Source organism: Nocardia sp. NPDC003963, from assembly GCF_053605105.1.
Genome location: NZ_JBSGIP010000002.1, coordinates 61,339 through 84,340, shown reverse-complemented (window position 1 = coordinate 84,340; position 23,002 = coordinate 61,339). Strand labels below are relative to the sequence as shown.

Sequence of the window (23,002 nt, the reverse complement as noted above, 5' to 3'; positions counted from 1 at the left end):
CGCAGGAGCGCCGGATTACGGGCTGATCCGGGCTGATCGGTTGCTCTGGTGAGAAAAGTGGGCTGTTCGGTGATGGCCGGTTGAGACAAATTCCCACTCATGCTCTCATGAATGAGAGTAGACCGACCGGCGAAGTGGGCACAACAGGTGCGCGGGCTACTCCCGTGACGATTGTTCGCGCAACCGCGCCAGCGTTTTGGCGAGAATGCGCGAGACGTGCATCTGCGAGATACCCATCTGCTGTGCGATCTGTGTCTGGGTCATCGATTCGAAGAACCGCATGGTCAGAATGCGGCGCTCCCGTTCGGGCAGCCCGGCCAGCAGCGGCCGGATAGCGACGTATTCCTCGACCCGGTCGAACTGGGCCTCTTCCTCACCGAGAGTGTCCAGTAGCGAGGCATCGGTATCGCGGCCCACCGAGGCCGCGTCGATCGAGGTCGGCTGGTAGGCGTTACCGGCGATGACGGCCTGGGTCACCTCGTCCGGATCCACATCCAGTTCGGCGGCGATCTCCTTGGCCGTCGGCGAGCGCCCCAGCGACTGCGACAGCGAATCCACCGCCGCGCCGATCCGCAGATGCGTCTCCTTGACCCGGCGCGGCACCCGCATGGCCCAGGTGTTGTCGCGGAAGTACCGGCGGACTTCGCCCATGATGGTGGGTACCGCGAACGACAGGAAGTTCGATCCGCGCGAGACATCGAAACGGTCCACCGCGTGCACCAGGCCCACCCGGGCGACCTGGGTGAGATCGTCGAACGGTTCGCCGCGGCCGCTGAACTTGCGGGCGATATGGTCGGCCAGCGGAATGCAGCGCGCGATCAATTCGTTGCGCAGCGACGCCTGCTCCGTCGAATCCGGTTCGGTCCCGGCCAGCCGGACGAACAGGTCCGCGACATCGTCGTACCCACCAGCCGAGGACGAATTCTCCAGTTCTGCCCGGGTTTCGGTATCGGCTTCGGCGTCGGCTTCGGCGGTGTCGGTTTCGTTCGCCGAATCCGGCTGCTGCTCGTCTCCGGGAGATTCGAGCGGCTTCTCCTGCTCGGTCACTACGCTTTCCCCCGGACCCGACGGAACTCGACCGCTGTCGGATATCCGGAAACCTGCTGATCGAAGGGCTCCTGCCGGGTGTCCACCGAATCGGTCAACGTGCGCAGTACATGCCAGCCGAAACTCCGCGCGTCCGGCAGCCCCTCCCGTGCCGCCACCCCGGCTACCTGTACCCGCAGTTCGGTCTCACCGATGCTGAACACACACTGCAGGCTCGTATCCGGCGCCGCCAGGCCGATGAGCGTCGAGCACGCCTCGTCCACCGCCAGCCGGATATCGGCGACCTCGTCCAACGTGAAATCACTGAGCAGGACCAGGGTCTCGGCGAGACCGCGCACGATCGGCAACTGTGTCACCGATGCCGCCACCCGAATCTCCACCGGGGCACCGTGGAGCCCTTGTTCCGCCGAAGTATTGATCACGCAGCCGAGTGTATGGGCGAACCCCCGCAAAGAGGGGAGCGGGTCACGCCCGCAGGCCGAACCCGGCCGCGATACGCGGTCGCCGACGGCCGCGACCCCCAGCGAATACCACCTTCCGCGGCCGGAAGCACCCACCGGAACCGTCCGATCTCAAGGAAACAAGGGCGCCCGACGGTATGCGGCGGCGGGGAGGGCTCGTGCAGAGGCAGTTCACCGTCGAACACCGGCGAAGTCGTGCACGCCGCACTCCGCGACGAATTTCCGATCCACCCACCCCTCCTGCCCCGGATGGTCCGCATACATGGTCGGGGCCCGCCCCGGTTCCGGAGCGACAGAGCGAAGGAGCGAAGCGACTGAGCGGCGGAGTGAAGAACCGGGGTCAACAGGGCCCCGACCACCCCGCCGAAGGCGGGGAAACAGACACAGCCATACACTCCGGCTGTGACTGCGTCCGAGCCCACGTTCACCCGTCCCACGGTGCCGATGATCGCCCCGTCGATTCTGTCCGCGGATTTCGCCCGGCTGGCCGATGAGGCCGATGCGGTGTCGACCGCCGACTGGTTGCACGTCGATGTGATGGACGCGCATTTCGTCCCGAATCTGACATTGGGTCTACCGGTGGTGGAGAGCCTGCTGAAGGCCACCGATATTCCGCTGGACTGCCATCTGATGATCGAGAATCCGGGCCGGTGGGCGCCGCCGTACGCGGAGGCGGGTGCCTACAACGTGACTTTTCACGCCGAGGCGACCGAGGATCCCGTGGCCGTGGCCCGCGATATCCGGGCCGCCGGGGCCAAGGCGGGACTGTCGGTGAAGCCGAATACCCCGATCGAGCCCTATCTGGAGATCCTGCGCGATTTCGACACCCTGCTGGTGATGAGTGTGGAGCCCGGGTTCGGCGGGCAGTCGTTCATTCCGGAGGTGCTGGAAAAGGCCCGGATCGTGCGGCGTCTGGTGGACGCGGGCGAGTTGCGGCTGGTAGTGGAGATCGACGGCGGGATCAATGCCGACACCATCGAGCAGGCGGCGGCCGCGGGGATCGATTGTTTCGTGGCGGGTTCGGCCGTCTACAACACCGCGGATCCCGGCGCCACCGTGGAGAAACTGCGCCGGCAGGCCGAAGCCTGCCGACCGGCGCATCACGTCGTGTAGTGGGGCCGGATACCGCCGGTCGCGGTGAAGGGCGGTCCGGGCTAGCGGAGGCCGCGGGCGCTCTCGCGGGTCGCGTCGATCACCGCGTGCTGGGGTGGGCGGGTGCCCAGCGCGTCCGGTCCGGCCACCCATAGCCGATATCCGCTGGCCTCGTCCTCGGCGGACGGCAAAACGATCTGGCTGCCGGTGCCGGCGACAGTGGTGTAGAGCCGGAAGAGTTCGGCGGCCGCGGTGGCCGTGAATTCGTCGTGCCGGGTGGGGCCGGTGAGGAAGGTCCAGCGCCGGGCCCGGGGGTGGGCGAATACCGGACCGGCGATCCCGGCCGACCGCAGTCGGGTCAGTACCGGCTCGCCGAGTTCGGTCGGCATGGTGACCGCACCGTAGGTGGCGCCCACGTGCAGCAGGATCCGTGCGGATACCGGATCGACCACCGCCGGCAGCAGATCCTTCTCCCGGTACCGCCGGCAGTGTCGTTCCAGGGCGGTTTCGGTGAAAGTGGTCATTGCGGTTCGGCTTCCTCGAGTGGTGGCGTGCCTGGCTGGGGCTATGAGATCCGCCGGGGCGGATATCGGACGGATCCGGCCGGTGTGGCCACCGGGGGGATCCGCTGCCCGGACAACACTGTCGCTGGGCCGAGAGACGCCGGATCGCCACAGCGGGGCGGGGTGTACCCGGCCCGGGCTGTCTTCGGGCGGATCCAGCTGTCGTTGTGAAGGCTTGTGGCGCACGGTGTTCCGCGGCGGTGGCCGTCCTCGTACGAATACTGCGTCCGGCCGCACCACGGGTCGGTCGAGGTGGGTGAACCGGTCACCTCACAATATTGCGTCAGCTGTTGTGAGCGTGCAAATCGAGAAACATTTCGGGTTTCGATGCGGTCTCGTTCGGGGAAAGCGACGGTTGACGGGTCCGGTCCGGACCGGATTGCGGCCCGTCGTAAGTGGTATGGGTGAATATCGGGGAAATGTGACCACGGTCTCTGAACAGTAAAATTTCCGGATTTGCCCCGTCTGCTTCCTGCTGCCGGGATCGCAGTGTCCGGTGGGTGGCCGACGTCATGGCCGGGCCCGTGAACGGGCCACTAGTCTGAGGGTGGACGGCGAGCTGGGAATACTCGGTACCTCTCCCGCCGTTCCGTATGCGGAACACCGACGCGAAAACGGGAGAAGACATGTTCACGGGCATCGTCGAGGAACTGGGCGAGATCGTCGCCCGCGAACAGCTGACCGACGCGGCACGGCTGACGATCCGCGGGAAGCTGGTCACCTCCGATGCGGGGCACGGTGACTCGATCGCGGTCAACGGTGTCTGTCTCACTGTCGTCGATGTCCTCGACGAGGCGTTCACAGTCGATGTGATGGGTGAAACGCTGCGCCGGTCGAGTATCGGCGGTCTCGAACCCGGTTCACGGGTCAATCTGGAGCGCGCGGCCGCGGTGAACAGCCGCCTCGGTGGCCATATCGTGCAGGGGCACGTGGACGGCACCGGCACCATCCTGGCCCGGACACCGGAGGACAACTGGGAGGTGGTCCGGGTATCGCTGCCCGACGCGATCGCCAGGTATGTGGTGGAGAAGGGTTCCATCACCGTGAACGGCATCTCGCTCACCGTCTCCGGGCTCGGCCGGACCGATACCCCGGCCGCCGACGGTACCCGGGACTGGTTCGAGGTCTCGTTGATCCCGACCACCCTGAGCCTCACCGATCTGGGTGCGTCCACACCGGGCACGATCGTGAATCTCGAGGTCGATGTGATCGCCAAGTATGTCGAACGCCTCCAGCAGCGCGGCTGACGACTCCGGCCGCACCCGGACCGGCCGAACAGACCCAGTAGTGTGATCGGGACCTATCGAGATGGAGCATTGCAGACGTGACCAGGTTCGACAGCATCGAGCGCGCGGTCGCCGATATCGCGGCCGGTAAACCGGTCGTCGTGGTCGACGACGAGGACCGGGAGAACGAGGGCGACCTCATCTTCGCCGCGGAGAAGGCCACCCCGGAACTCGTGGCGTTCATGATCCGCTACACCTCGGGTTACATCTGCGTCCCGCTCACCGGTGACGACTGCGATCGGCTGGGCCTGCCCCCGATGTACGCGGTGAACCAGGACAAGCACGGCACCGCCTACACCGTATCGGTGGATGCGAAAGAGGGCGTGACCACCGGTATCTCCGGTGCGGATCGAGCCACCACCATCCGGCTGCTGGCCGACGGTGATGCCAAACCGAACGATTTCACCCGCCCGGGGCATGTGGTGCCGCTGCGCGCCAAGGACGGCGGTGTGCTGCGCAGGCCCGGTCATACCGAGGCCGCTGTCGATCTGGCGCGGATGGCCGGGCTGCGGCCGGCGGGCGTGATCTGCGAGATCGTCAGTCAGAAGGAAGACGGGCATATGGCCCGCACCGACGAGCTGCGGGTCTTCGCCGACGAACACGAACTGGCGCTGATCTCGATCGCCGAGATGATCGCCTGGCGGCGTAAGCACGAGAAGCATGTCGTGCGGGTCGCGCAGGCACGTATCCCCACCGTGCACGGCGAGTTCACCGCCGTCGGCTACCAGAGCATCTACGACGATGTCGAACACGTCGCGCTGGTCCGCGGGGATGTCGGCGACGGCGACGACGTCCTGGTCCGGGTGCACTCGGAATGCCTCACCGGCGATGTCTTCGGTTCGCTGCGCTGCGACTGCGGGCCGCAGCTGGACGCGGCCCTGGAGATGGTGGCCGCCGAGGGGCGCGGTGTGGTGCTCTACATGCGCGGGCACGAGGGTCGCGGTATCGGCCTCATGCACAAACTCCAGGCCTATCAGCTGCAGGACTCCGGGCACGACACCGTCGACGCCAATATCGAACTCGGCCTGCCCGCCGACGCCCGCGACTACGGGACCGGCGCGCAGATCCTGGTCGACCTGGGCCTGCGTTCCATGCGGCTGCTGACCAACAATCCGGCCAAACGGGTCGGGCTCGACGGTTACGGGCTGCGCATCACCGAACGGGTGCCCATGCCGGTCCGGGCCAATGCCGAGAACCTGCGTTATCTGCGCACCAAACGCGACCGGATGGGTCACGACCTGGTGGGTCTCGACGATCTGGATCTGGGGGAGACGGCGCAGTGACGACAGCGGCATCGAGAGGCGGAAAACGATGAGCGGCACCGGAGTACCGAGCTTCGCGCTCGCCGACGCCAAGGATCTGCGGCTGGCGATCGTGGCCTCGCGCTGGCATACCGAGATCTGCGACACCCTCGTCGCCAATGCCGAGAAGGTCGCCGCCGAGGCCGGGGTGCGCCACCTCACCGTCGCGCGCTGCGCCGGGGCGATGGAGCTGCCGGTGCTGGCCCAGGAGCTGGCCCGCACCCACGACGCCGTGGTCGCGCTGGGTGTGGTCATCCGCGGGGGCACCCCGCATTTCGACTACGTCTGTGATTCGGTGACCGCCGGCCTGACCCGGGTCTCGCTGGACGAGAGCACCCCGGTCGCCAACGGTGTGCTCACCACCGACAACGAAGCGCAGGCCCTCGACCGGGCCGGACTGCCGGATTCGGCGGAGAACAAGGGCGAACAGGCCGCCGCTGCCGCACTGGACGCCGCGCTCACTCTGCGCGGCCTGCGTTCGGCAGGCTGAGCCGTGCCGGTGGTGCGGATCTGGCGGCGGGGTGACGTGTCCGACGGTGGTGCGGGGACGTCCCCCGAATGGGAGCTGGATGTGCGCCCCCGTAAATCGCGGCGTACAGCGGCGATCGTCGCGGCGTTCCTGCTGGTGGCGTTCGTCCTGCTCGGGATCTTCCTGCGGGTCGGCTACACGGGCGTGAACTTCCGGGTGGTGGACCAGTTCGCGATGGCAGCCATCGGGTTCTTCGGTGCCGTGGCGACGCTACTGCTCACCAGGCCCCGGGTACGCGCGGGCCGCCGCGGCGTGGTGGTGCGTAATGTCCTCGGGGACAACGAATTCGAGTGGAAATATATTCGCGGTGTCTCGTTCCCCGACCGTAAGGCGTGGGCGCGGCTCGAGCTGGTGAACGACGATTACGTGCCGATGCTGGCCGTGCGGTCCAACGACGGTGAACATGCCGCGGCGGCCCTGGACCGGCTCCGCGAATTGGGCGCGAAATACGGCGTATCCGACTGACCGTCGCATCTCAGGGTGCATGGCCCGGGGTACCGGGGTGGCGGGACCGCTCGAGCGGTGAGCGGTCCGGGCGCCACGGCCGTCAGTCGACTCTGATGATCGGCGGGAGTTCGTAGGTTCCGTCGAGTACTGTCTCGTGCGGTTCGTAGATACGCAATAGTGGACGGAAAGCGTCGGCCGGGGTGGGTAACCAGTTCGCCCGCCGATCCGGGTCGGCCGGTGTGTCGTGCTGTAGTGCCACGACGAGCGATCCGTCCGGACCGGTGCGCAGCCCGGGGGTGCGGTCGCCCAGGGAGTACCGGAAGATCGGGTTGTCCACCAGATGGAAATCGGGTGTGTCGTACATGGTCACCGACCAGAACGCGGCACACGGTGGCGGTTCGGCGAAGCACAGTTCGTAGCGGTGGGTGCCCTCCAGCGGCCGGCCCTCGCTATCGGTGTAGATCATCGCGTAGGCCGCCTCGTAGCCGTGGTTACCCCAGAGACCGCCGCGGGCCGCGGCGGCCCGCAGCAGATAGCGGTCCGGATCGTCGGGAAGTCTCCAGTGCGGGTCGTCCCGGGTGCCGATCCCGAAGAAATCCAGGTTGTAGTCGAACAGGTGGTAGCTCTGATTCCAGCCGTTCTGCCGCGGGACGCTGCCGTGGGTCAGCTCCGTTTCCAGCCGCTGCCGACCCGCCGCCAGTCCTTTCCGCAGTGCCGTGGCCCGGACGGGGTCGAGATCGGCATAGGGCGTGTCGGCCTCCAGCAACCCGAGTGGTTCGAAACGCTGCTGATAGCGGCGATCGCGTTCGGCCGGGGGAAAAGCACGCATACCGACGCGGAGCTGTTCGAAGAAACCGAGGTCGGCGGGTACCCCGGGGGTGCGAGCGGGCAGACCCGGCCCGGAACCCGGCGGCGTCGAGCGCAGACCCTCCTGTAGGGCGCGAACCGCCGGGAGATCGGCGTCCCCGTCCACCGCCCACCGGCCGACGATGGTCACGACGGAGGTGGGGCATTCGATCACGGTCACGCCCTCCGCGGGCATCCCGTCCCATTCGGGCGGTACCAGTAGATACGACGCCGCCAGGCTGCCGGTGGCCCGGCGGCCGATATAGGCGAAGTTGTTCGTCCAGGTGTCGACGAACTGCAGCACGTAGTAGCGGCCGGCCGTATCCGGGACATCGAGCCGAACCGGGCCGCCCGCGGTGGTGATATTCGCGATCGAGTAGACGGTGTCGTTGTTGACGGAGACGAAGGTGTCCCGCGGACCGGCCAGCGCGGTGGCGTGGCTGAACTCGTTCAGCGGTGCCGGAGGCAAGCTGCCCATACCTTCGCTGGTGAATCGCGCGATCTGCTGGAGATCGAAGACGAGGGGGAAGCCGTAGACGAACGCGTCGGCCGCCAGCGTGGTGAGTTCGGCTCCGGACATCCCGGCGGCATCGGTGTTCGACATGGCCACCAGGGGAGCACGGGGTCGTCGTGCGGCGGATCGCCCGGAGCGGGTGATCCGCCGACGGCCGGTCAGCGAGTGTCGCCGAGTACCTCGCCTTCGCGCCGGGGGTCGGCCCCGCCCACCCAGCCGGTGTCACCGTCGCGGCCGAGCACACTGAGCCCGCTGGTCTGCGGGTCCACCGATACCTGATGGCCGCGTTCGCGTAACCGGGTGACCAGCGGATCGTGGGCGCCGTCGTCGGTCGCGTCGATCGCCGGATGCTCGCCGCCGATATTGGTGACGGGCGTATTCGCCGCACCGAACGCCACCGCGGATATCGCCTGCTGCGGGTCCAGCCCCCAGTCCAGCATGCCGACAAGGGTTTTCACCACGAACTGGATGATGACCGAACCGCCCGGCGATCCGACCACATGGGTGAGCGCACCCCGCTCGGCGCCGTCCCCGCCTTCGAACACCAGGGTCGGGCTCATGGAACTGCGTGGGCGTTTACCCGGTTCTATCCGGTTCGCGACCGGTTTTCCGTCGGCGCCGAGTGGATCGGTCGCGAAATCGGTCAGCTGATTGTTCAGCAGGAACCCGTCGACCATATGGAAGGAGCCGAACGCGGATTCCACCGTCGTGGTCATGGCCGCGGCGTTGCCGTAGGAGTCGACCACCGAGATATGGCTGGTGCCGTGCTCGGGTTGCTGGGGGCCGATACCCACCGGCGCGGCCCCGAAATCACCGGGCTGCGCGGTGCCCATCGTCTTGCGCGGGTCGATGAGTTCGGCCCGTGTGTCCAGGTACTCCGGGTTCACCAGGGTTTCCGGTGAATTGCCGGGCAGCGGAACGTAATCCGGATCGGCGACGAATTTGTCACGATCGGCGTAGGCCAGGCGTTCGGCCTCGGCGACGAGATGGACCGCCTCGGCCTGCGGGACACCGCCGTTCCGGTCCAACCGCTCCGGTGGCATGGCGGGGAGATCGAAATTCTCCAGGATGCCCAGTGTGGCGGCCACCGTGATACCACCGGAGGACGGGCCCGGCATTCCGCAGATCTCGTGCCCGCGGTAGCCGGTGCACAGCGGGGTGCGTTTCACCGCCCGGTAGGAGTCGAGGTCGGCCGCTTCCATGAGGCTCGGGGTGCGCCCCCCGGCCGGTGAACCGGCCGCGGCGACGATGTCCTGGGCGATCGTTCCGGTGTAGAACCCGTCCGCCCCCTCGGTGGCCACGGTGTTCAATGTCTTCGACAGGGCCGGATTGGTGAGTACGGTGCCCGCGGCCCGCGGCGAGCCGTCCGGGTTCAGGAAGTATTCGGCCGCGGCCGGGTCGCGGGCCAGTTCGGCCGCGGAATCCGCGATCTGGCCGGCCAGTCGCGGACTGATCTCGAACCCCTGATCGGCCATCGAGACGGCCGGGTCGAACAGTTCCCGCCACGGGATATGACCGTGCTCGGAATGGGCAAGCTCGAGCATACGGACCACACCCGGAACACCGACCGACCGACCACTGGCCCGGGTATCCGGTTTCGGTTCGGTACGGTCGGTATCGCTGATCCAGCGCAGATAGTTCTCGGTGGCCTGCGCCGGTGCGGTCTCCCGGCCGTCGTAGGCGTCCAGGGTCTCGTGCTCGGCGTCGTAGTAGAGCAGGAACGCGCCACCGCCGAGCCCGGAAGCCTGCGGTTCGGTGAGCCCCAGCACGGTCTGCGCGGTGATCAGCGCATCCGCCGCGGTACCGCCGGCGCGCAACACCTCGCAGGCAGCACGGGTCGCGTGGGAGTTCGCGGTGGATACGGCGTAGCCGCTGGTGCGGACGGCGGTCATCTCGCTGCGGTAACCCGAGGCGATCTCCGGGTTCGTCGCGAGATCCCGGGAGGTGGGGGCGGCCGAGCCCGCCTGCGGTGCGGCGGTCACCGGAGTGCCGTTCGGCATCGGGGTACACGGGCCGGCGGACCCGGTATCGTCGGAACATCCGCTGAGCGAGCCTGCCACGAGCAGCGCCGTTACTGCCAGCGCGTACCGAATCCGTTGTATCGGGCGCATATTCGAACTCTAGCGGGACCGGGCGGCAGTGGCGGCCGAACGCGCCCGGCCCGGGGGATTCGCGTACGGAACCGCCGGGCCGCGGATGCGGCGGCGCGACGCGGCCGCCCCGGCAGGTGGTCCGGCGCGACCCGGTGATCCGCCCCGCGCCGGGGCCGGCCGCCCCGTTCGTCCTCCCGCTGTCCCCGGAGCCCGCCGACCGGCGGCCGAGTGTGTCCGAGGCCGCTACTACGCTGGATACGTGGCAGATCCCGCGACGTACCGGCCGCAGCCCGGCTCAATTCCGCTCGAACCCGGTGTCTACAAATTCCGGGACTCCTACGGCCGGGTCATCTATGTGGGTAAGGCGAAAAGCCTGCGTAACAGGCTCAACTCGTACTTCGCCGATATCACCGCGCTGCATCCACGGACCCGCCAGATGGTCACCACCGCCGCGAGCGTCGAATGGACCGTGGTGTCCACCGAGGTGGAAGCGCTGCAGCTCGAATACAACTGGATCAAGGAATTCGATCCGCGGTTCAACGTCCGCTACCGCGACGACAAGTCCTATCCGGTGCTGGCGGTCACCCTGAACGAGGAGTATCCGCGGCTGTTCGTCTACCGGGGGGCGCGGAAGAAAGGGGTCCGGTATTTCGGCCCCTACGCTCATGCCTGGGCGATCCGGGAGACCCTGGATCTCCTGCTCCGGGTCTTCCCCGCGCGTACCTGTTCGGCCGGGGTCTTCAAACGGCACAGCCAGATGGGCCGGCCCTGTCTGCTCGGCTATATCGACAAATGTTCGGCCCCGTGCGTGGGACGTGTCTCCGCGGCCGAGCATCGGCAGATCGTCGACGATTTCTGCGATTTCCTGGCCGGTCGCACCGATCGGATGGTCAAGGATCTGGAACGCCGGATGCAGACCGCCGCCGAGGACCTCGATTTCGAGACCGCGGCGCGGCTGCGCGACGATGTGCAGGCGCTGCGCCGGGCGCTGGAGAAACAGGCGGTGGTCCTGGGCGACGGCACCGACGCCGATGTGATCGCCTTCGCCGGGGACGACCTCGAGGTCGCCGTACAGATCTTCCATGTGCGGGACGGCCGGGTGCGCGGCCAGCGCGGCTGGGTGGTGGACAAATCCGGTGACGCCGCCGATACCGCCGAACACGGTGGTGAGCTGGCCGCGCTGGTGGAACAGTTCCTCACCCAGTTCTACGGGGAGCAGGCCGCGGTGGCCGAACAGACCGCCGGCGAGCAGCCCGCGGCCGTGGTGCCGCGGGAGGTACTGGTCCCCGAACTACCGGCCGACGCCGAGGAGGTGCAGCGCTGGTTGTCGACGCTGCGGGGTGCGTCGGTGCGGCTGCGGGTCCCGCAGCGTGGTGACAAGAAAGCCCTCGCCGAGACCGTGGCACGTAATGCGAAGGAAGCCCTGGCCCAGCACAAACTCCGCCGGGCCGGTGACCTGACGTCGCGTTCGGTGGCGCTCCAGGACATCCAGGACGCCCTCGATCTCGATACCGCCCCGCTGCGGATCGAATGTGTGGATATCAGCCATGTACAGGGCACCGATGTGGTGGCCTCGCTGGTGGTGTTCGAGGACGGACTGCCCAAGAAATCCGATTACCGCCACTACGCCATCCGCGAGGCCGCCGGTGACGGGCGCTCCGACGATGTCGCCAGTATCGCGGAGGTGACCAGGCGCCGCTTCGCGCGGTTGCGGCGCGAGCGCGATACCACCGAACAGGCGGATCTCGCGGGTTCGGTGCCGGTCGAGGAGTTCGGCTCGCCCGCCGTGGAGAACGGTGCCGGCGCCGAGCCGGTGGACGCCGAGGCGGAGATCGTGACCCGGCCCGGTATCGATCCGAAGACCGGCCGGCCGCGCAGATTCGCCTATCCGCCGAACCTCTACGTCGTCGACGGTGGCGCACCTCAGGTCGCGGCCGCCGCGGAGGTGCTCGAGGAATTCGGCATCACCGATATCGCCGTCGTCGGCCTGGCCAAACGACTGGAGGAGGTGTGGGTCCCCGGTGAGCCCGATCCCGTGGTGCTGCCGCGCACCAGCGAGGCCCTCTACCTGCTCCAGCGGGTACGTGACGAAGCACACCGCTTCGCCATCACCTTCCATCGGAGCAAACGGTCCCGGCGGATGACGGCCTCTGCGCTGGACACCGTCCGCGGCCTCGGTGAAACCCGGCGGACCGCGCTGGTGACCCATTTCGGCTCGGTCGCGCGGCTGAAGGAGGCCACCGTCGAAGAGATCATCGAGGTTCCCGGTATCGGTCGCGCCACCGCCGAGGCGGTACTGGCGGCATTGCACGAGCGATAGCGTCCGGCGCGGCGCCCGCCGCAACTGCGCGGCGACCGGCGCCGGTCACGTACGTTTGTTCCTGCGTCCCGCGGTAGCAGCCGGGACGCGGCCCTACAGCAAGGTGACCGAAACGCATTCCCGAACAAGATCCGGGTGGTACATGACTCGCGTCGAATCGAACAACAGTACGAAGGTGGTGCCGGGTGCCGGATCCGGCGCGGGCACCCCGGTCGAAGTCGTGATGGTGACCGGCCTGTCCGGTGCGGGGCGGGGCACGGCCGCGCGGGTACTCGAGGATCTGGGCTGGTACGTCACCGACAACCTGCCGCCGGAACTGATCGGCCGCATGGTGGAGCTGGGTTCCTCCGCCGATCCGCCGATCCGGCGGCTGGCGATCGTGATGGATGTGCGCAGCCGCTTCTTCACCGGCGATATGCCGGCGGTCATCGAGCAGTTGCGTACGCGGGGGGTGCCCACCCGGATCCTGTTCCTCGAGGCGTCCGACGATGTGCTGATCCGCCGGTTCGGTTTCGCCCGGCGCCGCCACCCGCTGCAGAACGACAGCGCCGACGGGACGCTCTCGGCGGGGATCGCGGCCGAACGGGTCCGGCTGGCCGGTATGAAGGCCGCCGCGGATGTGGTCATCGACACCACCGAACTGTCCATCCACCAATTGCACCGGAAATTGGAGGAGGTCTACGGCGGCGGCACGCCGGCGGCGCTGCAGTTGACCGTTCAATCGTTCGGATTCAAGTACGGTGTCCCGCTGGACGCGGACATGGTGCTGGATGTGCGTTTCCTGCCCAACCCGCACTGGGTACCTGAACTCCGTCAGCACAGCGGTCAGGAAACGGTGGTCAGCGACTATGTGCTGTCGCGTCCGGGCGCCGACGACTATCTGCGGACCTGTGACCACCTGATCGAGCTGACCACCCAGGGTTATCGCCAAGAGGGGAAGCGTTACATGACGGTCGCAGTGGGCTGCACCGGCGGTAGACATCGCAGCGTCGCGATCGCCGAGGCCCTCGGCAAGATCACCGGTAGCCGGATCGAGGAGGGCGCGGACGGGCCGGTGGACGCGGTACGAGTGCTGCACCGGGATCTGGGGCGTGAATGATGAACTCGGAGAACGAATCCGCAGACCCATCCGGTCCCGCGGTCGTCGCGCTCGGCGGCGGCCACGGCCTGTACGCGACCCTGTCCGCGATCCGGCGGATCACCCGCCGGATCAGTGCGGTGGTGACGGTCGCCGACGACGGCGGCTCGTCCGGGCGGTTACGCGCCGAACTGGGGGTACCGCCCCCCGGAGATCTGCGGATGGCGCTCGCGGCGCTAGCCGCCGACGCCGACGGGGTGCTCACCCGCACCGTGCAGCACCGGTTCGGCGGTACCGGCGCGCTGGCCGGGCATTCCGTCGGCAACCTGTTGCTGGCCGGTCTCACCGAAGTACTCGGCGACCCGGTGGCCGCGCTCGACAAGGTGGGTGAGCTACTGGGTATCAGCGGTCGAGTGCTGCCCATGTCGAATATCCCGTTGGATATCGAAGCGGATGTATCCGGGCTGGAAGCCGATCCACGGGTGAGCCGCTGTATCCGTGGCCAGGTCGCGGTCGCCACGACACCGGGCAAGGTGCGGCGGGTGCGGCTGCTGCCCGCCGATCCGCCGTCCTGCGGCGAAGCCACCGCTGCCATCGAACGGGCGGACGCGGTGATCCTCGGGCCGGGTTCCTGGTTCACCAGTGTCATACCGCATCTGCTGGTACCGGGGTTGCGCGACGCACTCGTGCGCACCCGGGCGCGTAAAGTGCTGATCCTGAACCTCGCCGCGCAGCCGGGTGAGACCGCGGGGTTCTCCGCCGAACGGCATCTGCATGTATTGTCCCAGCACGCACCGGATTTCGCGGTCGACGAGGTTCTGGTCGATTCCGGGTGTGTGCCGGAAGGGCGGGAGCGTGAGCATGTGGCCAGAGCTGCCGGTCAATTACGGGCGCGAGTAGTCTTTTCCGATGTCGCCGACGCGGGAACCGACCGGCACGACTCCGGAAAGCTCGCCGCCGCACTGGATCAACTGATCCACGAGCCTCGGCCACAGTTGCCGGGGTTTCGAGTCGAGGGACGGCACATGGGTCAGGATGTGCGGTCCGGGTTGGGTGGAAAGGAGCACGTCTCGTGGCGATGACAGCCGAAGTGAAAGACGAGCTGAGCCGGCTCGCCGTAACACAGGTGAGTGCGCGCAAAGCCGAACTGTCCGCCCTGCTGCGTTTCGCCGGCGGCCTCCATATCGTCGGTGGGCGGGTGATAGTGGAAGCCGAAGTCGATATGGGTTCCATCGCCCGGCGGCTACGGCGGGAGATCTTCGAACTCTACGGATACGGGTCGGATGTGCATGTGCTCAGTGCCGGTGGCCTGCGCAAATCCTCCCGCTACGTGGTCCGGGTCGCGAAGGAGGGCGAAGCGCTGGCCCGGCAGACCGGTCTGCTGGATGTGCGTGGCCGTCCGGTGCGCGGCCTACCCGCCCAGGTCGTCGGCGGTAGCGTCGCGGACGCGGAAGCCGCGTGGCGTGGCGCCTTCCTGGCCCATGGTTCGCTCACCGAACCCGGCCGCTCCTCGGCCCTCGAGGTGAGCTGCCCCGGACCCGAAGCCGCCCTGGCGCTGGTCGGTGCCGCACGGCGGCTCGGGATCTCGGCCAAAGCACGGGAAGTGCGTGGCACCGACCGGGTCGTGGTCCGCGACGGTGAGGCGATCGGCGCCCTCCTCACCCGCATGGGCGCCCAGGACACCCGGCTCACCTGGGAAGAACGGCGGATGCGGCGGGAAGTCCGCGCCACCGCCAACCGGCTCGCCAATTTCGACGACGCCAACCTGCGCCGCTCGGCGCGCGCCGCGGTCGCCGCGGCGGCCCGGGTGGAACGGGCCCTGGAACTGCTCGGCGAAGACGTACCGGACCACCTGGCCGCGGCGGGGAAGCTGCGGGTCGAGCACCGGCAGGCCTCCCTCGAAGAACTCGGCCAGCTGGCCGATCCACCGATGACCAAGGACGCGGTAGCGGGCCGGATCCGGCGCCTGCTGTCGATGGCCGACCGGCGGGCGAAAGAACTGGGGGTGCCGGATACGGAATCGGCGGTCACGGCGGAGCTTCTCGACGACGCCTGAGGTCTTCCGCGGCCCGGCCGGACGGCCGTCGATCATCCGTCCGGCCGGTGCGTGGATACCCGGTGCTCACCAACGCCAGGTGCCTGTCGGAGAGGTGACCGCGAGGCATTAGGGTGAACAGGGCATCGGAACGATCCGCTTGACAGCTGAGGAGCGATAACGTGACTGTCCGGGTAGGTATCAACGGCTTCGGCCGTATCGGACGCAACTTCTTCCGGGCGGTGGAGGCGCAGAAGGCGCTCGGCACCACCGATATCGAGATCGTGGCGGTCAACGACCTCACCGACAACGCGACCCTCGCCACCCTGCTGAAGTACGACTCGATCCTGGGCCGGCTGCCCCAGGATGTGTCGCTCGAGGGTGAGGACACCATTGTGGTGGGCGATCAGCGCATCAAGGCGCTGGCCATCAAGGAAGGCCCGGCGGCGCTGCCGTGGGGCGATCTGGGGGTGGACGTGGTGGTCGAGTCCACCGGTATCTTCACCGACGCCACCAAGGCCAAGGGGCATCTGGCCGCCGGCGCCAAGAAGGTCATCATCTCCGCCCCGGCCAAGGGCGAGGACATCACCATCGTGATGGGTGTCAACGACGACAAGTACGACGGCAGCCAGAACATCATCTCCAACGCCTCGTGCACCACCAACTGCCTCGGCCCGCTGGCCAAGGTCCTGCACGACGAGTTCGGCATCGTCAAGGGTCTGATGACCACTATTCACGCCTACACGCAGGACCAGAACCTGCAGGACGGCCCGCACAAGGATCTGCGCCGGGCCCGCGCCGCCGCGGTGAACATCGTGCCGACCGGCACCGGTGCGGCCAAGGCCATCGGCCTCGTGCTGCCGGAGCTCAACGGTAAGCTCGACGGTTACTCGCTGCGGGTGCCGATTCCCACCGGCTCGATCACCGACCTGACGGCCGATCTCGCCAAGAAGGCGAGCGTCGACGAGATCAACGCCGCGTTCAAGGCCGCTGCCGAGGGGCCGCTGAAGGGCATCCTGAAGTACAGCGTGGACCCGATCGTGTCCAGCGATATCGTCACCGACCCGCACTCGTCGATCTACGACGCGCCGCTCACCAAGGTGATCGACGACCAGGTGAAGGTCTACTCCTGGTACGACAACGAGTGGGGTTACTCCAACCGCCTCGCCGACCTCATCGGCCTCGTCGGCAAATCCCTCTGAGGAACGGCGTGACTGTCAAAACTCTGGAAGATCTCCTCGCCGAGGGCGTCGAGGGGCGCGGGGTGCTGGTGCGCTCCGACCTCAACGTTCCGCTGGACAACGGGCAGATCACCGATCCGGGCCGGATCGTGGCATCGGTGCCGACCATCCGGGCGCTGGTGGAAGCCGGTGCGAAGGTGGTCGTCACCGCGCATCTCGGTCGTCCGAAGGGCGCCCCGGACCCGGCCCTGTCACTGGCTCCGGTGGCGACCCGGCTCGCCGCCGAACTGGGCCGCAATGTGCAGCTCGCCGGTGATGTGGTGGGTCAGGACGCGCTGGCGCGGTCCGAGGGCCTGACCGACGGTGATGTGCTGCTGTTGGAGAACATCCGCTTCGATCCGCGGGAGACCGGCAAGGACGACGCCGAGCGCGCGAAACTGGCCGCCGCGCTGGTGGAACTGGTCGGTGACGACGGCGCGTTCGTCTCCGACGGGTTCGGTGTGGTGCATCGCAAGCAGGCCTCGGTGTACGACGTGGCGAAACTGCTGCCGCACTACGCGGGCACGCTCGTCGCGGCGGAGGCCGAGGTGCTGGCCAAGCTCACCGAATCCACCGACCGCCCGTACGCGGTGGTGCTGGGCGGGTCCAAGGTGTCGGACAAGCTGGCCGTGATCGAGGCGTTGGCCCCCAAGGTCGACACCCTGGTCATCGGTGGCGGCATGTGCTTCACCTTCCTTGCCGCCGAAGGGCTTTCGGTCGGCTCCTCGCTCTTGCAGGAGGAGATGATCGATACCTGCAAGGGTTTGCTGGATCGCTACGCCGATGTCATCCATCTGCCGCGCGATATCGTGGTCGCCGATTCCTTCTCCGCCGACGCGGAGTCGAAGGTCGTTCCGGCGCACGAGATCCCGGACGGCTGGCTGGGCCTGGACATCGGCCCCGAATCGGTGGAGCGTTTCGCGGTGTTGCTCACCGAGGCGCGCACCGTGTTCTGGAACGGCCCGATGGGCGTGTTCGAGTTCGAGAAGTTCGCGGCCGGAACCCGCGGGGTCGCCGAGGCCATTGCCACGGCCACCGGCAAGGGCGCGTTCACCGTGGTCGGTGGCGGCGATTCCGCCGCGGCCGTGCGGGCGCTCGGTATCCCGGAGAGCGATTTCTCGCATATCTCCACCGGCGGCGGTGCCTCGCTGGAGTACCTGGAAGGGAAGACGCTGCCCGGTATCAGCGTGCTCGAGGAAGCGGAGGGCGCATAGATGGCCCGGAAACCGCTGATCGCGGGCAACTGGAAGATGAACCTCAATCACCTCGAGGCCATCGCCCTGGTGCAGAAGATCGCGTTCGCGCTGCCCGACAAGTACTTCGACAAGGTCGATGTCACGGTGATCCCGCCGTTCGTCGATATCCGCAGTGTGCAGACGCTGGTCGAGGGCGACAAACTCCGCGTCACCTACGGTGCGCAAGATGTATCGGTGCACGAATCGGGCGCCTACACCGGTGAGATCAGCGCGGCCATGCTGGCGAAGCTGGGTTGCGCGTTCGCGGTGGTCGGGCATTCCGAGCGCCGCCAGTACCACAACGAGGACGACGCCACCGTGCTGGCGAAGGCCAAGCAGGCACTGAAGCACGACATCACACCGATCGTCTGCATCGGTGAGGGGCTGAACGTGCGCGACGCGGGTACCCATGTCGAGTACAACCTCGAACAGTTGCGGGGTTCGCTGAAGGGCCTGTCCGCCGAGGAGATCGCGAAGGTGGTGATCGCCTACGAACCCGTCTGGGCGATCGGTACCGGCAAAGTCGCGACACCTGCCGACGCGCAGGAGGTGTGCGGTGCGATCCGCGGCGAACTGGTGCAGCTGGCCGGCGCGCAGGTCGCCGAGACCGTTCGCGTGCTCTACGGCGGCTCGGTGAACGCGAAGAATGTCGGCGAGCTGAGCAAGCAGACCGATATCGACGGGGCCCTGGTGGGCGGGGCGTCGCTCAAGGGCGACGAATTCGCCACCCTGTCCGCCATCGCGGCGGGTGGACCACTGCCCTGATCGATCGATCCTCGACGAGGCCCGCCGGTTTCCGACCGGCGGGCCTCGTCGTCTGCTCCCGCGCGCGTGGGACGGTCGTTCGATATCAGCTCGGGTTCGCCGGTAGTACCCGGGTCCCCTCGCGCAATTCGGCGGGCACGGCGACCACCGAGGAGAGGGGCGGATCGTGCTCGGCCGCCGCCGATACAGCCTCGTCGGGTGCGCGGATGGTGACCACGGCGTCGGTGGGCGAAGTGCCGTCCGGCACCTCCACGCCGAGCCATGACACGCCGTCCTCTTCGATCACCCGTGCCCGGTTGACCCCGACCGTCGCGTAGACATCGTGGCGCATGCCCGCGTCGTGCAGTACCTCCGCGGCCTGCGCCGCGTGCCCGTATTCGGGATTTCCGGCATCGCAGGCCAGCATCAGCGCCGGCCGGCGGGGCGAGGCCAGGGAAGCCTCCCGGAAGTGCCGGTTCGCGGCCAGGACATGTCCGAAGAAGCGGCCGGGAGCGAGCAGTATCCGCCAGTCCGGGGCGTCGTCGGTTCCGACATTGGCTTCGATCTCGAAACCGCGTCGGGTCGCGTGGGCGTGGACATAGAGCAGCCCGTCGCGCGCGCTGTCGGCCCAGGGGGCACGGACCGGGGGTCCGAGTTCTTCCCAGCTCTCCCGGTTCCGCCCACTTGCTCTCCGGGCCTCGGGGACGAATTCGGTATCGCTGCGCCGGTCGGGCATCCGCGACCATGCGGCGTAGTGCTCGCGGTCGGGTTTGGACTGGCCGGTGACTCTGGTCGGGAAAGAGACCCCGATGACCCGCCCGGTGTGATCCACGAGCGGCATACTGCGGATCTGACGGGATTCGAAGGTGAAATGCCGGTATCGCCCGTCCCACCCGATCAGCCACGGTCCACGCGAACCCGGATCCGAAACGATCTGGGAGAGAGAGGGACCCGGCGTGGCCGCGTTCTCCAGACCCGATCCGGCATTGCGCACTGTTCCGCTGTAGGACGTGTACCGCTCGTGGAGCCCCCGGATCTCCTTCTCGGTGGCGCGGGCGATCGCTTCGGCCGCCTCCCGCATCGTCGCGGCCGCCCTGAGGCTGGGGATCGGCCTGTCGTGCGGCCCGTTCATGCGTCGATTATGAGGGGTTCCCACCCAGGAAGTGAAATGCTAGAATTTGCCAATTTTGTTGGCCTGTAAGGGGTCCGCCACTCGCGTGGGGTTGCTGTGGTGGTGGGGCAGGGCCGGCATACAACGAGATCCGAGGACGTATACCCGTGGGTGAGATACCACCGGAGGCAGTCGCGCATGACAACAACTGGTTCGTCCTGATCGACCCCGGGTGGGACGGTACCGTCCTGTCCGGCCCGCCGCCGGTGGGGGCCGTGGTGGGCGGGTGGGAGTTGCGCGCGGACGGGCGTCCCGGACCGTTCCGGCCGAACCCGCACTACCGTCCCAGCGGACCGGACGTGCCGACGGACCCGCTCGATGCCGTGCTACGCCGGATCGCGGCCGGCGAACCGCTCGGTACCGATCTGCTGCGGATGCTACGGGAGTCGGTGGTGGAGATCGGCTGCGACGAGTCCGGTCACCCGCTGCCGGGCAGGGCCCCCGACAAGACAGCGTGCGTCGTCGTCGCCACCGCCGAACTGCAGAAGGACCGTATCGATGTCGACCGGTGGCTGCCGATCCAGGGCCGGGATCTCCCGGCCGCGATCCCGCCCGGTATGGATGTCCTGTTCAACCCGGCAGGCGCGGCGCCGCTGCGGTTGCACGCCGCGGCGCTGAGTTCGGCGCCGGTCGACGAGGAGAACCGGTAACAACCGCTCGGTGGGCCCCGTCGCCCGGCATCCGAGTGGATCGAGTGTTGTTACTGCGCGCGTAGCGTCAGGCCGTGACCGTTCGGGTTGCGCAGGGTCAGGGTATCGGCGTCGACTGTGGCCTGCGCGGTACCGTCCAGGGTGGCCAGGACCGCCTGTTCGACTTCCATGATCTCCGGCGCGCACATCATCCGCGTGGTGGCGGCGGTGAAGGCGATATCGGCCCCGGGTGTTGTCTCGGTGACCACGGCGCGGCCGGAGAGTCGGTTGCAGCCGGCGAAGCCGGTGAGTGCATCGTCGGCGCCGATGGTGAGGGTGGGCCGTACCTGGTCGACGGTCACCGAGGAGATCTGCGCGTCAGGGGTGAGCAGGGTGGTCACCACCCATTCCGTACCGCGGATCGGGCGGTCCGGTCGGAGCGCTTTCTTGTCCACCAGTACAACCGTCGTCTCCTTGCCGGTCAGGGTCAGCCGATCCCGATCGAGCTGCCAGGTGGGATCGGCGCGCAGCAGATCGCCGATCCAGGCATCGGATCCGGCGCGATCGCCCGGACAGCCGACGAGGGTACTGGCGAGGTCGGAGACGTGCAGGACGTTGTCGCGCAGATCCACCGCACCACTGTGGGTGTTGCATCCGGCCGCCGCCGAGATCCGGTCGTCGGCGAACGTCAGAGTGAGCGGACCGCCGCCGGGGATGGGCGTACCCGTGACCTCGGTGGATATATAGGTACGGCCCATCGGAGTGGGTTCGGGCGGCGCCGGCTCGTTGTGCGAGCATGCTGTCGCGGCCAGCAGGAGCAGCGATATCGCCGCACCGAATCGGAGCGCTCGTCCCGGCATGACGGCGATGCTACCCGGCAGGTCGCCACGACTGGTGCGGCCCGACCCGCCCGTCGCTCGAATCTCGTTGATTACAACGCTTCCTACCTGGGCTGTTGTCCCCATATCCTCGCTCGGCGTCGATGCGGGAGCGAAGGGAACACGATGTCACTACTGGAAACGGGGCCTGCGCCCACCCGTACGGCCGAGGGTGGGCTCGCCGCCGCCGATACCCGGAAAGCGGTCGCGGCGAGCCTGATCGGCACCACCGTCGAGTGGTACGACTTCTTCCTCTACGCCACCGCGGCGAGCCTGGTGTTCGACAAGCTCTTCTTCCCGAACAACAGTGCGTTCGTCGGAACCATGCTGTCGTTCGCGACCTTCGCGGTCGGTTTCGTGATGCGGCCGATCGGCGGCCTGGTCTTCGGGCATATCGGTGACCGGATCGGCCGGAAGCGAACACTGGCGCTGACCATGGCGATCATGGGTGTTTCCACTGCCCTGATGGGTGTCCTGCCCACCGCCGCCGCGATCGGTGTCGCGGCGCCGATCCTGCTCCTGCTGCTGCGCATGCTGCAGGGGTTCGCGCTCGGCGGTGAATGGGCCGGTGCGGTGCTGCTGGCCGTCGAACACAGCCCACGTAAGAAGGTGGGATTGTTCGGCAGCTACCCGCAGGTCGGTCTGGCGCTCGGGCTCGCCCTGGGCACCGGTGTGTTCGCGCTGCTGCGGACGACGCTGAGCGAAGCGGCGTTCCTCGACTACGGATGGCGGATCGCGTTCGGCGCCAGCCTGGTGCTGGTGGTGATCGGGTTGGTCGTCCGACTCGAGATCGACGAAACCCCCGCGTTCCAAGAGGTGAACCGGCTCAACCGGATATCGAAAGTGCCCGTGGTCGAGCTGTTCCGTAACGTGCGGTCCCGGCGCAACACCGTGCTCGGGCTGCTCTCGCGCTGGGGCGAGGGCGCGGCATTCAACACGTGGGGCGTTTTCGCGATCACCTTCGCCACCGGGCAGCTCGGTTTCGAGCAAGTTCCGGTGCTGGTGGCGGTTACCGTCGCCGCACTGGTGATGGCGGCGCTCATCCCGGTCTCGGGTCTGCTCGCCGACCGATACGGGCCGCGCCGGGTCTACATCGCCGGTATCGCCGCCTACGGGCTGCTGGTGTATCCGGTGTTCGCGCTTTTCGAAACCGGGAACATCGTGGTCTTCGCGCTCGCGATCCTCGCGGTGTTCGGTGTGGCGCATGCGCTGTTCTACGGCGCGCAGGGCACGTTGTACGCGGGACTGTTCCCGGCCGAGGTGCGCTACACCGGCCTGTCGTTCGTCTACCAGTTCTCCGGAATCTACGCGTCGGGCCTCACCCCGATGATCGTCACCGCTCTGATCGCGGCGGGTGGTTCGACGCCGTGGCTGGCCTGCGGATACCTGGTGGCCACCGCGGTGGTGAGCGTGATCGCCACGCTCTTCATCAGCGAAGACGACCGGCTCACCGCCTGATCGTAAGGTTCGCCGCAGCGCCACTGTGCGGATCGCCCGCTCGTGGCGCCGCGGG

General features: G+C 67.8%; 21 protein-coding genes. 14 read left to right on the top strand and 7 right to left on the bottom strand.

Annotation, left to right across the window (positions count from 1 at the left end):
- Positions 1 to 156 precede the first annotated feature (156 nt).
- On the bottom strand, positions 157 to 930 hold the full coding sequence (locus tag ACWEWT_RS09015; RefSeq protein WP_452558082.1) for a SigB/SigF/SigG family RNA polymerase sigma factor: 774 nt from the start codon (positions 928 to 930) through the stop codon (positions 157 to 159).
- A gap of 116 nt (positions 931 to 1,046) precedes the next feature.
- Positions 1,047 to 1,469 carry an ATP-binding protein gene (locus ACWEWT_RS09010; RefSeq protein ID WP_452557776.1) on the bottom strand — a complete coding sequence of 141 codons (423 nt, stop codon included), beginning with the start codon at positions 1,467 to 1,469 and terminating at the stop codon, positions 1,047 to 1,049.
- 483 nt (positions 1,470 to 1,952) lie between these two features.
- Here ACWEWT_RS09010 and rpe point away from each other — a divergent pair, with 483 nt between their 5' ends.
- Positions 1,953 to 2,621: a ribulose-phosphate 3-epimerase gene (gene rpe, locus ACWEWT_RS09005; protein ID WP_452558081.1), complete on the top strand. Its 669-nt coding sequence runs from the start codon at positions 1,953 to 1,955 to the stop codon at positions 2,619 to 2,621.
- A gap of 41 nt (positions 2,622 to 2,662) precedes the next feature.
- Here rpe and ACWEWT_RS09000 read toward each other — a convergent pair whose 3' ends face one another.
- Positions 2,663 to 3,124 (bottom strand): hypothetical protein, encoded by a 462-nt coding sequence (locus tag ACWEWT_RS09000; protein WP_452557775.1) that lies wholly within the window; start codon positions 3,122 to 3,124, stop codon positions 2,663 to 2,665.
- Positions 3,125 to 3,789: 665 nt separating this feature from the next.
- Here ACWEWT_RS09000 and ACWEWT_RS08995 point away from each other — a divergent pair.
- The 4 genes from ACWEWT_RS08995 (at position 3,790) to ACWEWT_RS08980 (ending at position 6,744) form a co-directional block, all read left to right on the top strand.
- Positions 3,790 to 4,410, top strand: coding sequence for a riboflavin synthase (locus ACWEWT_RS08995; RefSeq protein WP_452557774.1), 621 nt, complete (start codon positions 3,790 to 3,792; stop codon positions 4,408 to 4,410).
- A gap of 77 nt (positions 4,411 to 4,487) precedes the next feature.
- Entirely contained in the window at positions 4,488 to 5,732 is a 1,245-nt protein-coding gene (locus ACWEWT_RS08990) for a bifunctional 3,4-dihydroxy-2-butanone-4-phosphate synthase/GTP cyclohydrolase II (RefSeq protein ID WP_452557773.1), read from the top strand.
- A gap of 28 nt (positions 5,733 to 5,760) precedes the next feature.
- Complete coding sequence (gene ribH / locus ACWEWT_RS08985; RefSeq protein ID WP_452557772.1) at positions 5,761 to 6,240, top strand: 6,7-dimethyl-8-ribityllumazine synthase; 480 nt, start codon at positions 5,761 to 5,763, stop codon at positions 6,238 to 6,240.
- A gap of 3 nt (positions 6,241 to 6,243) precedes the next feature.
- Positions 6,244 to 6,744 carry a PH domain-containing protein gene (locus ACWEWT_RS08980; protein ID WP_452557771.1) on the top strand — a complete coding sequence of 167 codons (501 nt, stop codon included), beginning with the start codon at positions 6,244 to 6,246 and terminating at the stop codon, positions 6,742 to 6,744.
- An 82-nt stretch (positions 6,745 to 6,826) separates the two neighbouring features.
- On the opposite strand, the gene ACWEWT_RS08975 is transcribed toward ACWEWT_RS08980, so the two are convergent.
- Together ACWEWT_RS08975 and ACWEWT_RS08970 are read right to left on the bottom strand one after the other, a co-directional pair.
- A complete protein-coding gene (locus tag ACWEWT_RS08975) occupies positions 6,827 to 8,176 on the bottom strand; it encodes a DUF1254 domain-containing protein (protein ID WP_452557770.1) in 1,350 nt (449 codons plus the stop codon).
- 68 nt (positions 8,177 to 8,244) lie between these two features.
- Positions 8,245 to 10,197 carry a gamma-glutamyltransferase family protein gene (locus ACWEWT_RS08970; RefSeq protein WP_452557769.1) on the bottom strand — a complete coding sequence of 651 codons (1,953 nt, stop codon included), beginning with the start codon at positions 10,195 to 10,197 and terminating at the stop codon, positions 8,245 to 8,247.
- A 241-nt stretch (positions 10,198 to 10,438) separates the two neighbouring features.
- On the opposite strand from ACWEWT_RS08970, the gene uvrC reads away from it, so the two are divergent.
- The 7 genes from uvrC to tpiA all read left to right on the top strand — a co-directional run bounded on the left by uvrC (position 10,439) and on the right by tpiA (position 18,832).
- A complete protein-coding gene (uvrC, locus tag ACWEWT_RS08965; RefSeq protein ID WP_452557768.1) occupies positions 10,439 to 12,499 on the top strand; it encodes an excinuclease ABC subunit UvrC in 2,061 nt (686 codons plus the stop codon).
- Between the two features lie 223 nt (positions 12,500 to 12,722).
- The gene (gene rapZ / locus ACWEWT_RS08960; protein WP_452558080.1) at positions 12,723 to 13,598 is read left to right on the top strand and encodes an RNase adapter RapZ; all 876 of its coding nucleotides are present in this window, start codon (positions 12,723 to 12,725) and stop codon (positions 13,596 to 13,598) included.
- On the top strand, positions 13,598 to 14,659 hold the full coding sequence (locus ACWEWT_RS08955; RefSeq protein WP_452558079.1) for a gluconeogenesis factor YvcK family protein: 1,062 nt from the start codon (positions 13,598 to 13,600) through the stop codon (positions 14,657 to 14,659). The genes rapZ and ACWEWT_RS08955 overlap by 1 nt, the downstream gene beginning before the upstream one ends.
- Positions 14,656 to 15,633, top strand: coding sequence for a DNA-binding protein WhiA (gene whiA, locus ACWEWT_RS08950; protein ID WP_174372421.1), 978 nt, complete (start codon positions 14,656 to 14,658; stop codon positions 15,631 to 15,633). Before ACWEWT_RS08955 ends, whiA begins: the two co-directional genes overlap by 4 nt.
- A 161-nt stretch (positions 15,634 to 15,794) precedes the next feature.
- Entirely contained in the window at positions 15,795 to 16,814 is a 1,020-nt protein-coding gene (gap, locus tag ACWEWT_RS08945; RefSeq protein ID WP_452557767.1) for a type I glyceraldehyde-3-phosphate dehydrogenase, read from the top strand.
- Between the two features lie 8 nt (positions 16,815 to 16,822).
- On the top strand, positions 16,823 to 18,046 hold the full coding sequence (locus tag ACWEWT_RS08940) for a phosphoglycerate kinase (RefSeq protein ID WP_452557766.1): 1,224 nt from the start codon (positions 16,823 to 16,825) through the stop codon (positions 18,044 to 18,046).
- The gene (gene tpiA / locus ACWEWT_RS08935) at positions 18,047 to 18,832 is read left to right on the top strand and encodes a triose-phosphate isomerase (RefSeq protein ID WP_452557765.1); all 786 of its coding nucleotides are present in this window, start codon (positions 18,047 to 18,049) and stop codon (positions 18,830 to 18,832) included.
- A gap of 85 nt (positions 18,833 to 18,917) precedes the next feature.
- Here the strand turns inward: tpiA and ACWEWT_RS08930 are convergent, their stop codons facing one another.
- Complete coding sequence (locus ACWEWT_RS08930; protein WP_452557764.1) at positions 18,918 to 19,943, bottom strand: hypothetical protein; 1,026 nt, start codon at positions 19,941 to 19,943, stop codon at positions 18,918 to 18,920.
- A gap of 146 nt (positions 19,944 to 20,089) precedes the next feature.
- Between ACWEWT_RS08930 and ACWEWT_RS08925 the strand changes: the two genes are divergently transcribed.
- Complete coding sequence (locus ACWEWT_RS08925; RefSeq protein ID WP_452557763.1) at positions 20,090 to 20,632, top strand: type VII secretion system-associated protein; 543 nt, start codon at positions 20,090 to 20,092, stop codon at positions 20,630 to 20,632.
- Between the two features lie 50 nt (positions 20,633 to 20,682).
- On the opposite strand, the gene ACWEWT_RS08920 is transcribed toward ACWEWT_RS08925, so the two are convergent.
- Complete coding sequence (locus ACWEWT_RS08920) at positions 20,683 to 21,471, bottom strand: META domain-containing protein (RefSeq protein WP_452557762.1); 789 nt, start codon at positions 21,469 to 21,471, stop codon at positions 20,683 to 20,685.
- A gap of 144 nt (positions 21,472 to 21,615) precedes the next feature.
- On the opposite strand from ACWEWT_RS08920, the gene ACWEWT_RS08915 reads away from it, so the two are divergent.
- Complete coding sequence (locus tag ACWEWT_RS08915; protein ID WP_452557761.1) at positions 21,616 to 22,947, top strand: MFS transporter; 1,332 nt, start codon at positions 21,616 to 21,618, stop codon at positions 22,945 to 22,947.
- The last annotated feature ends 55 nt before the right edge of the window (positions 22,948 to 23,002 follow it).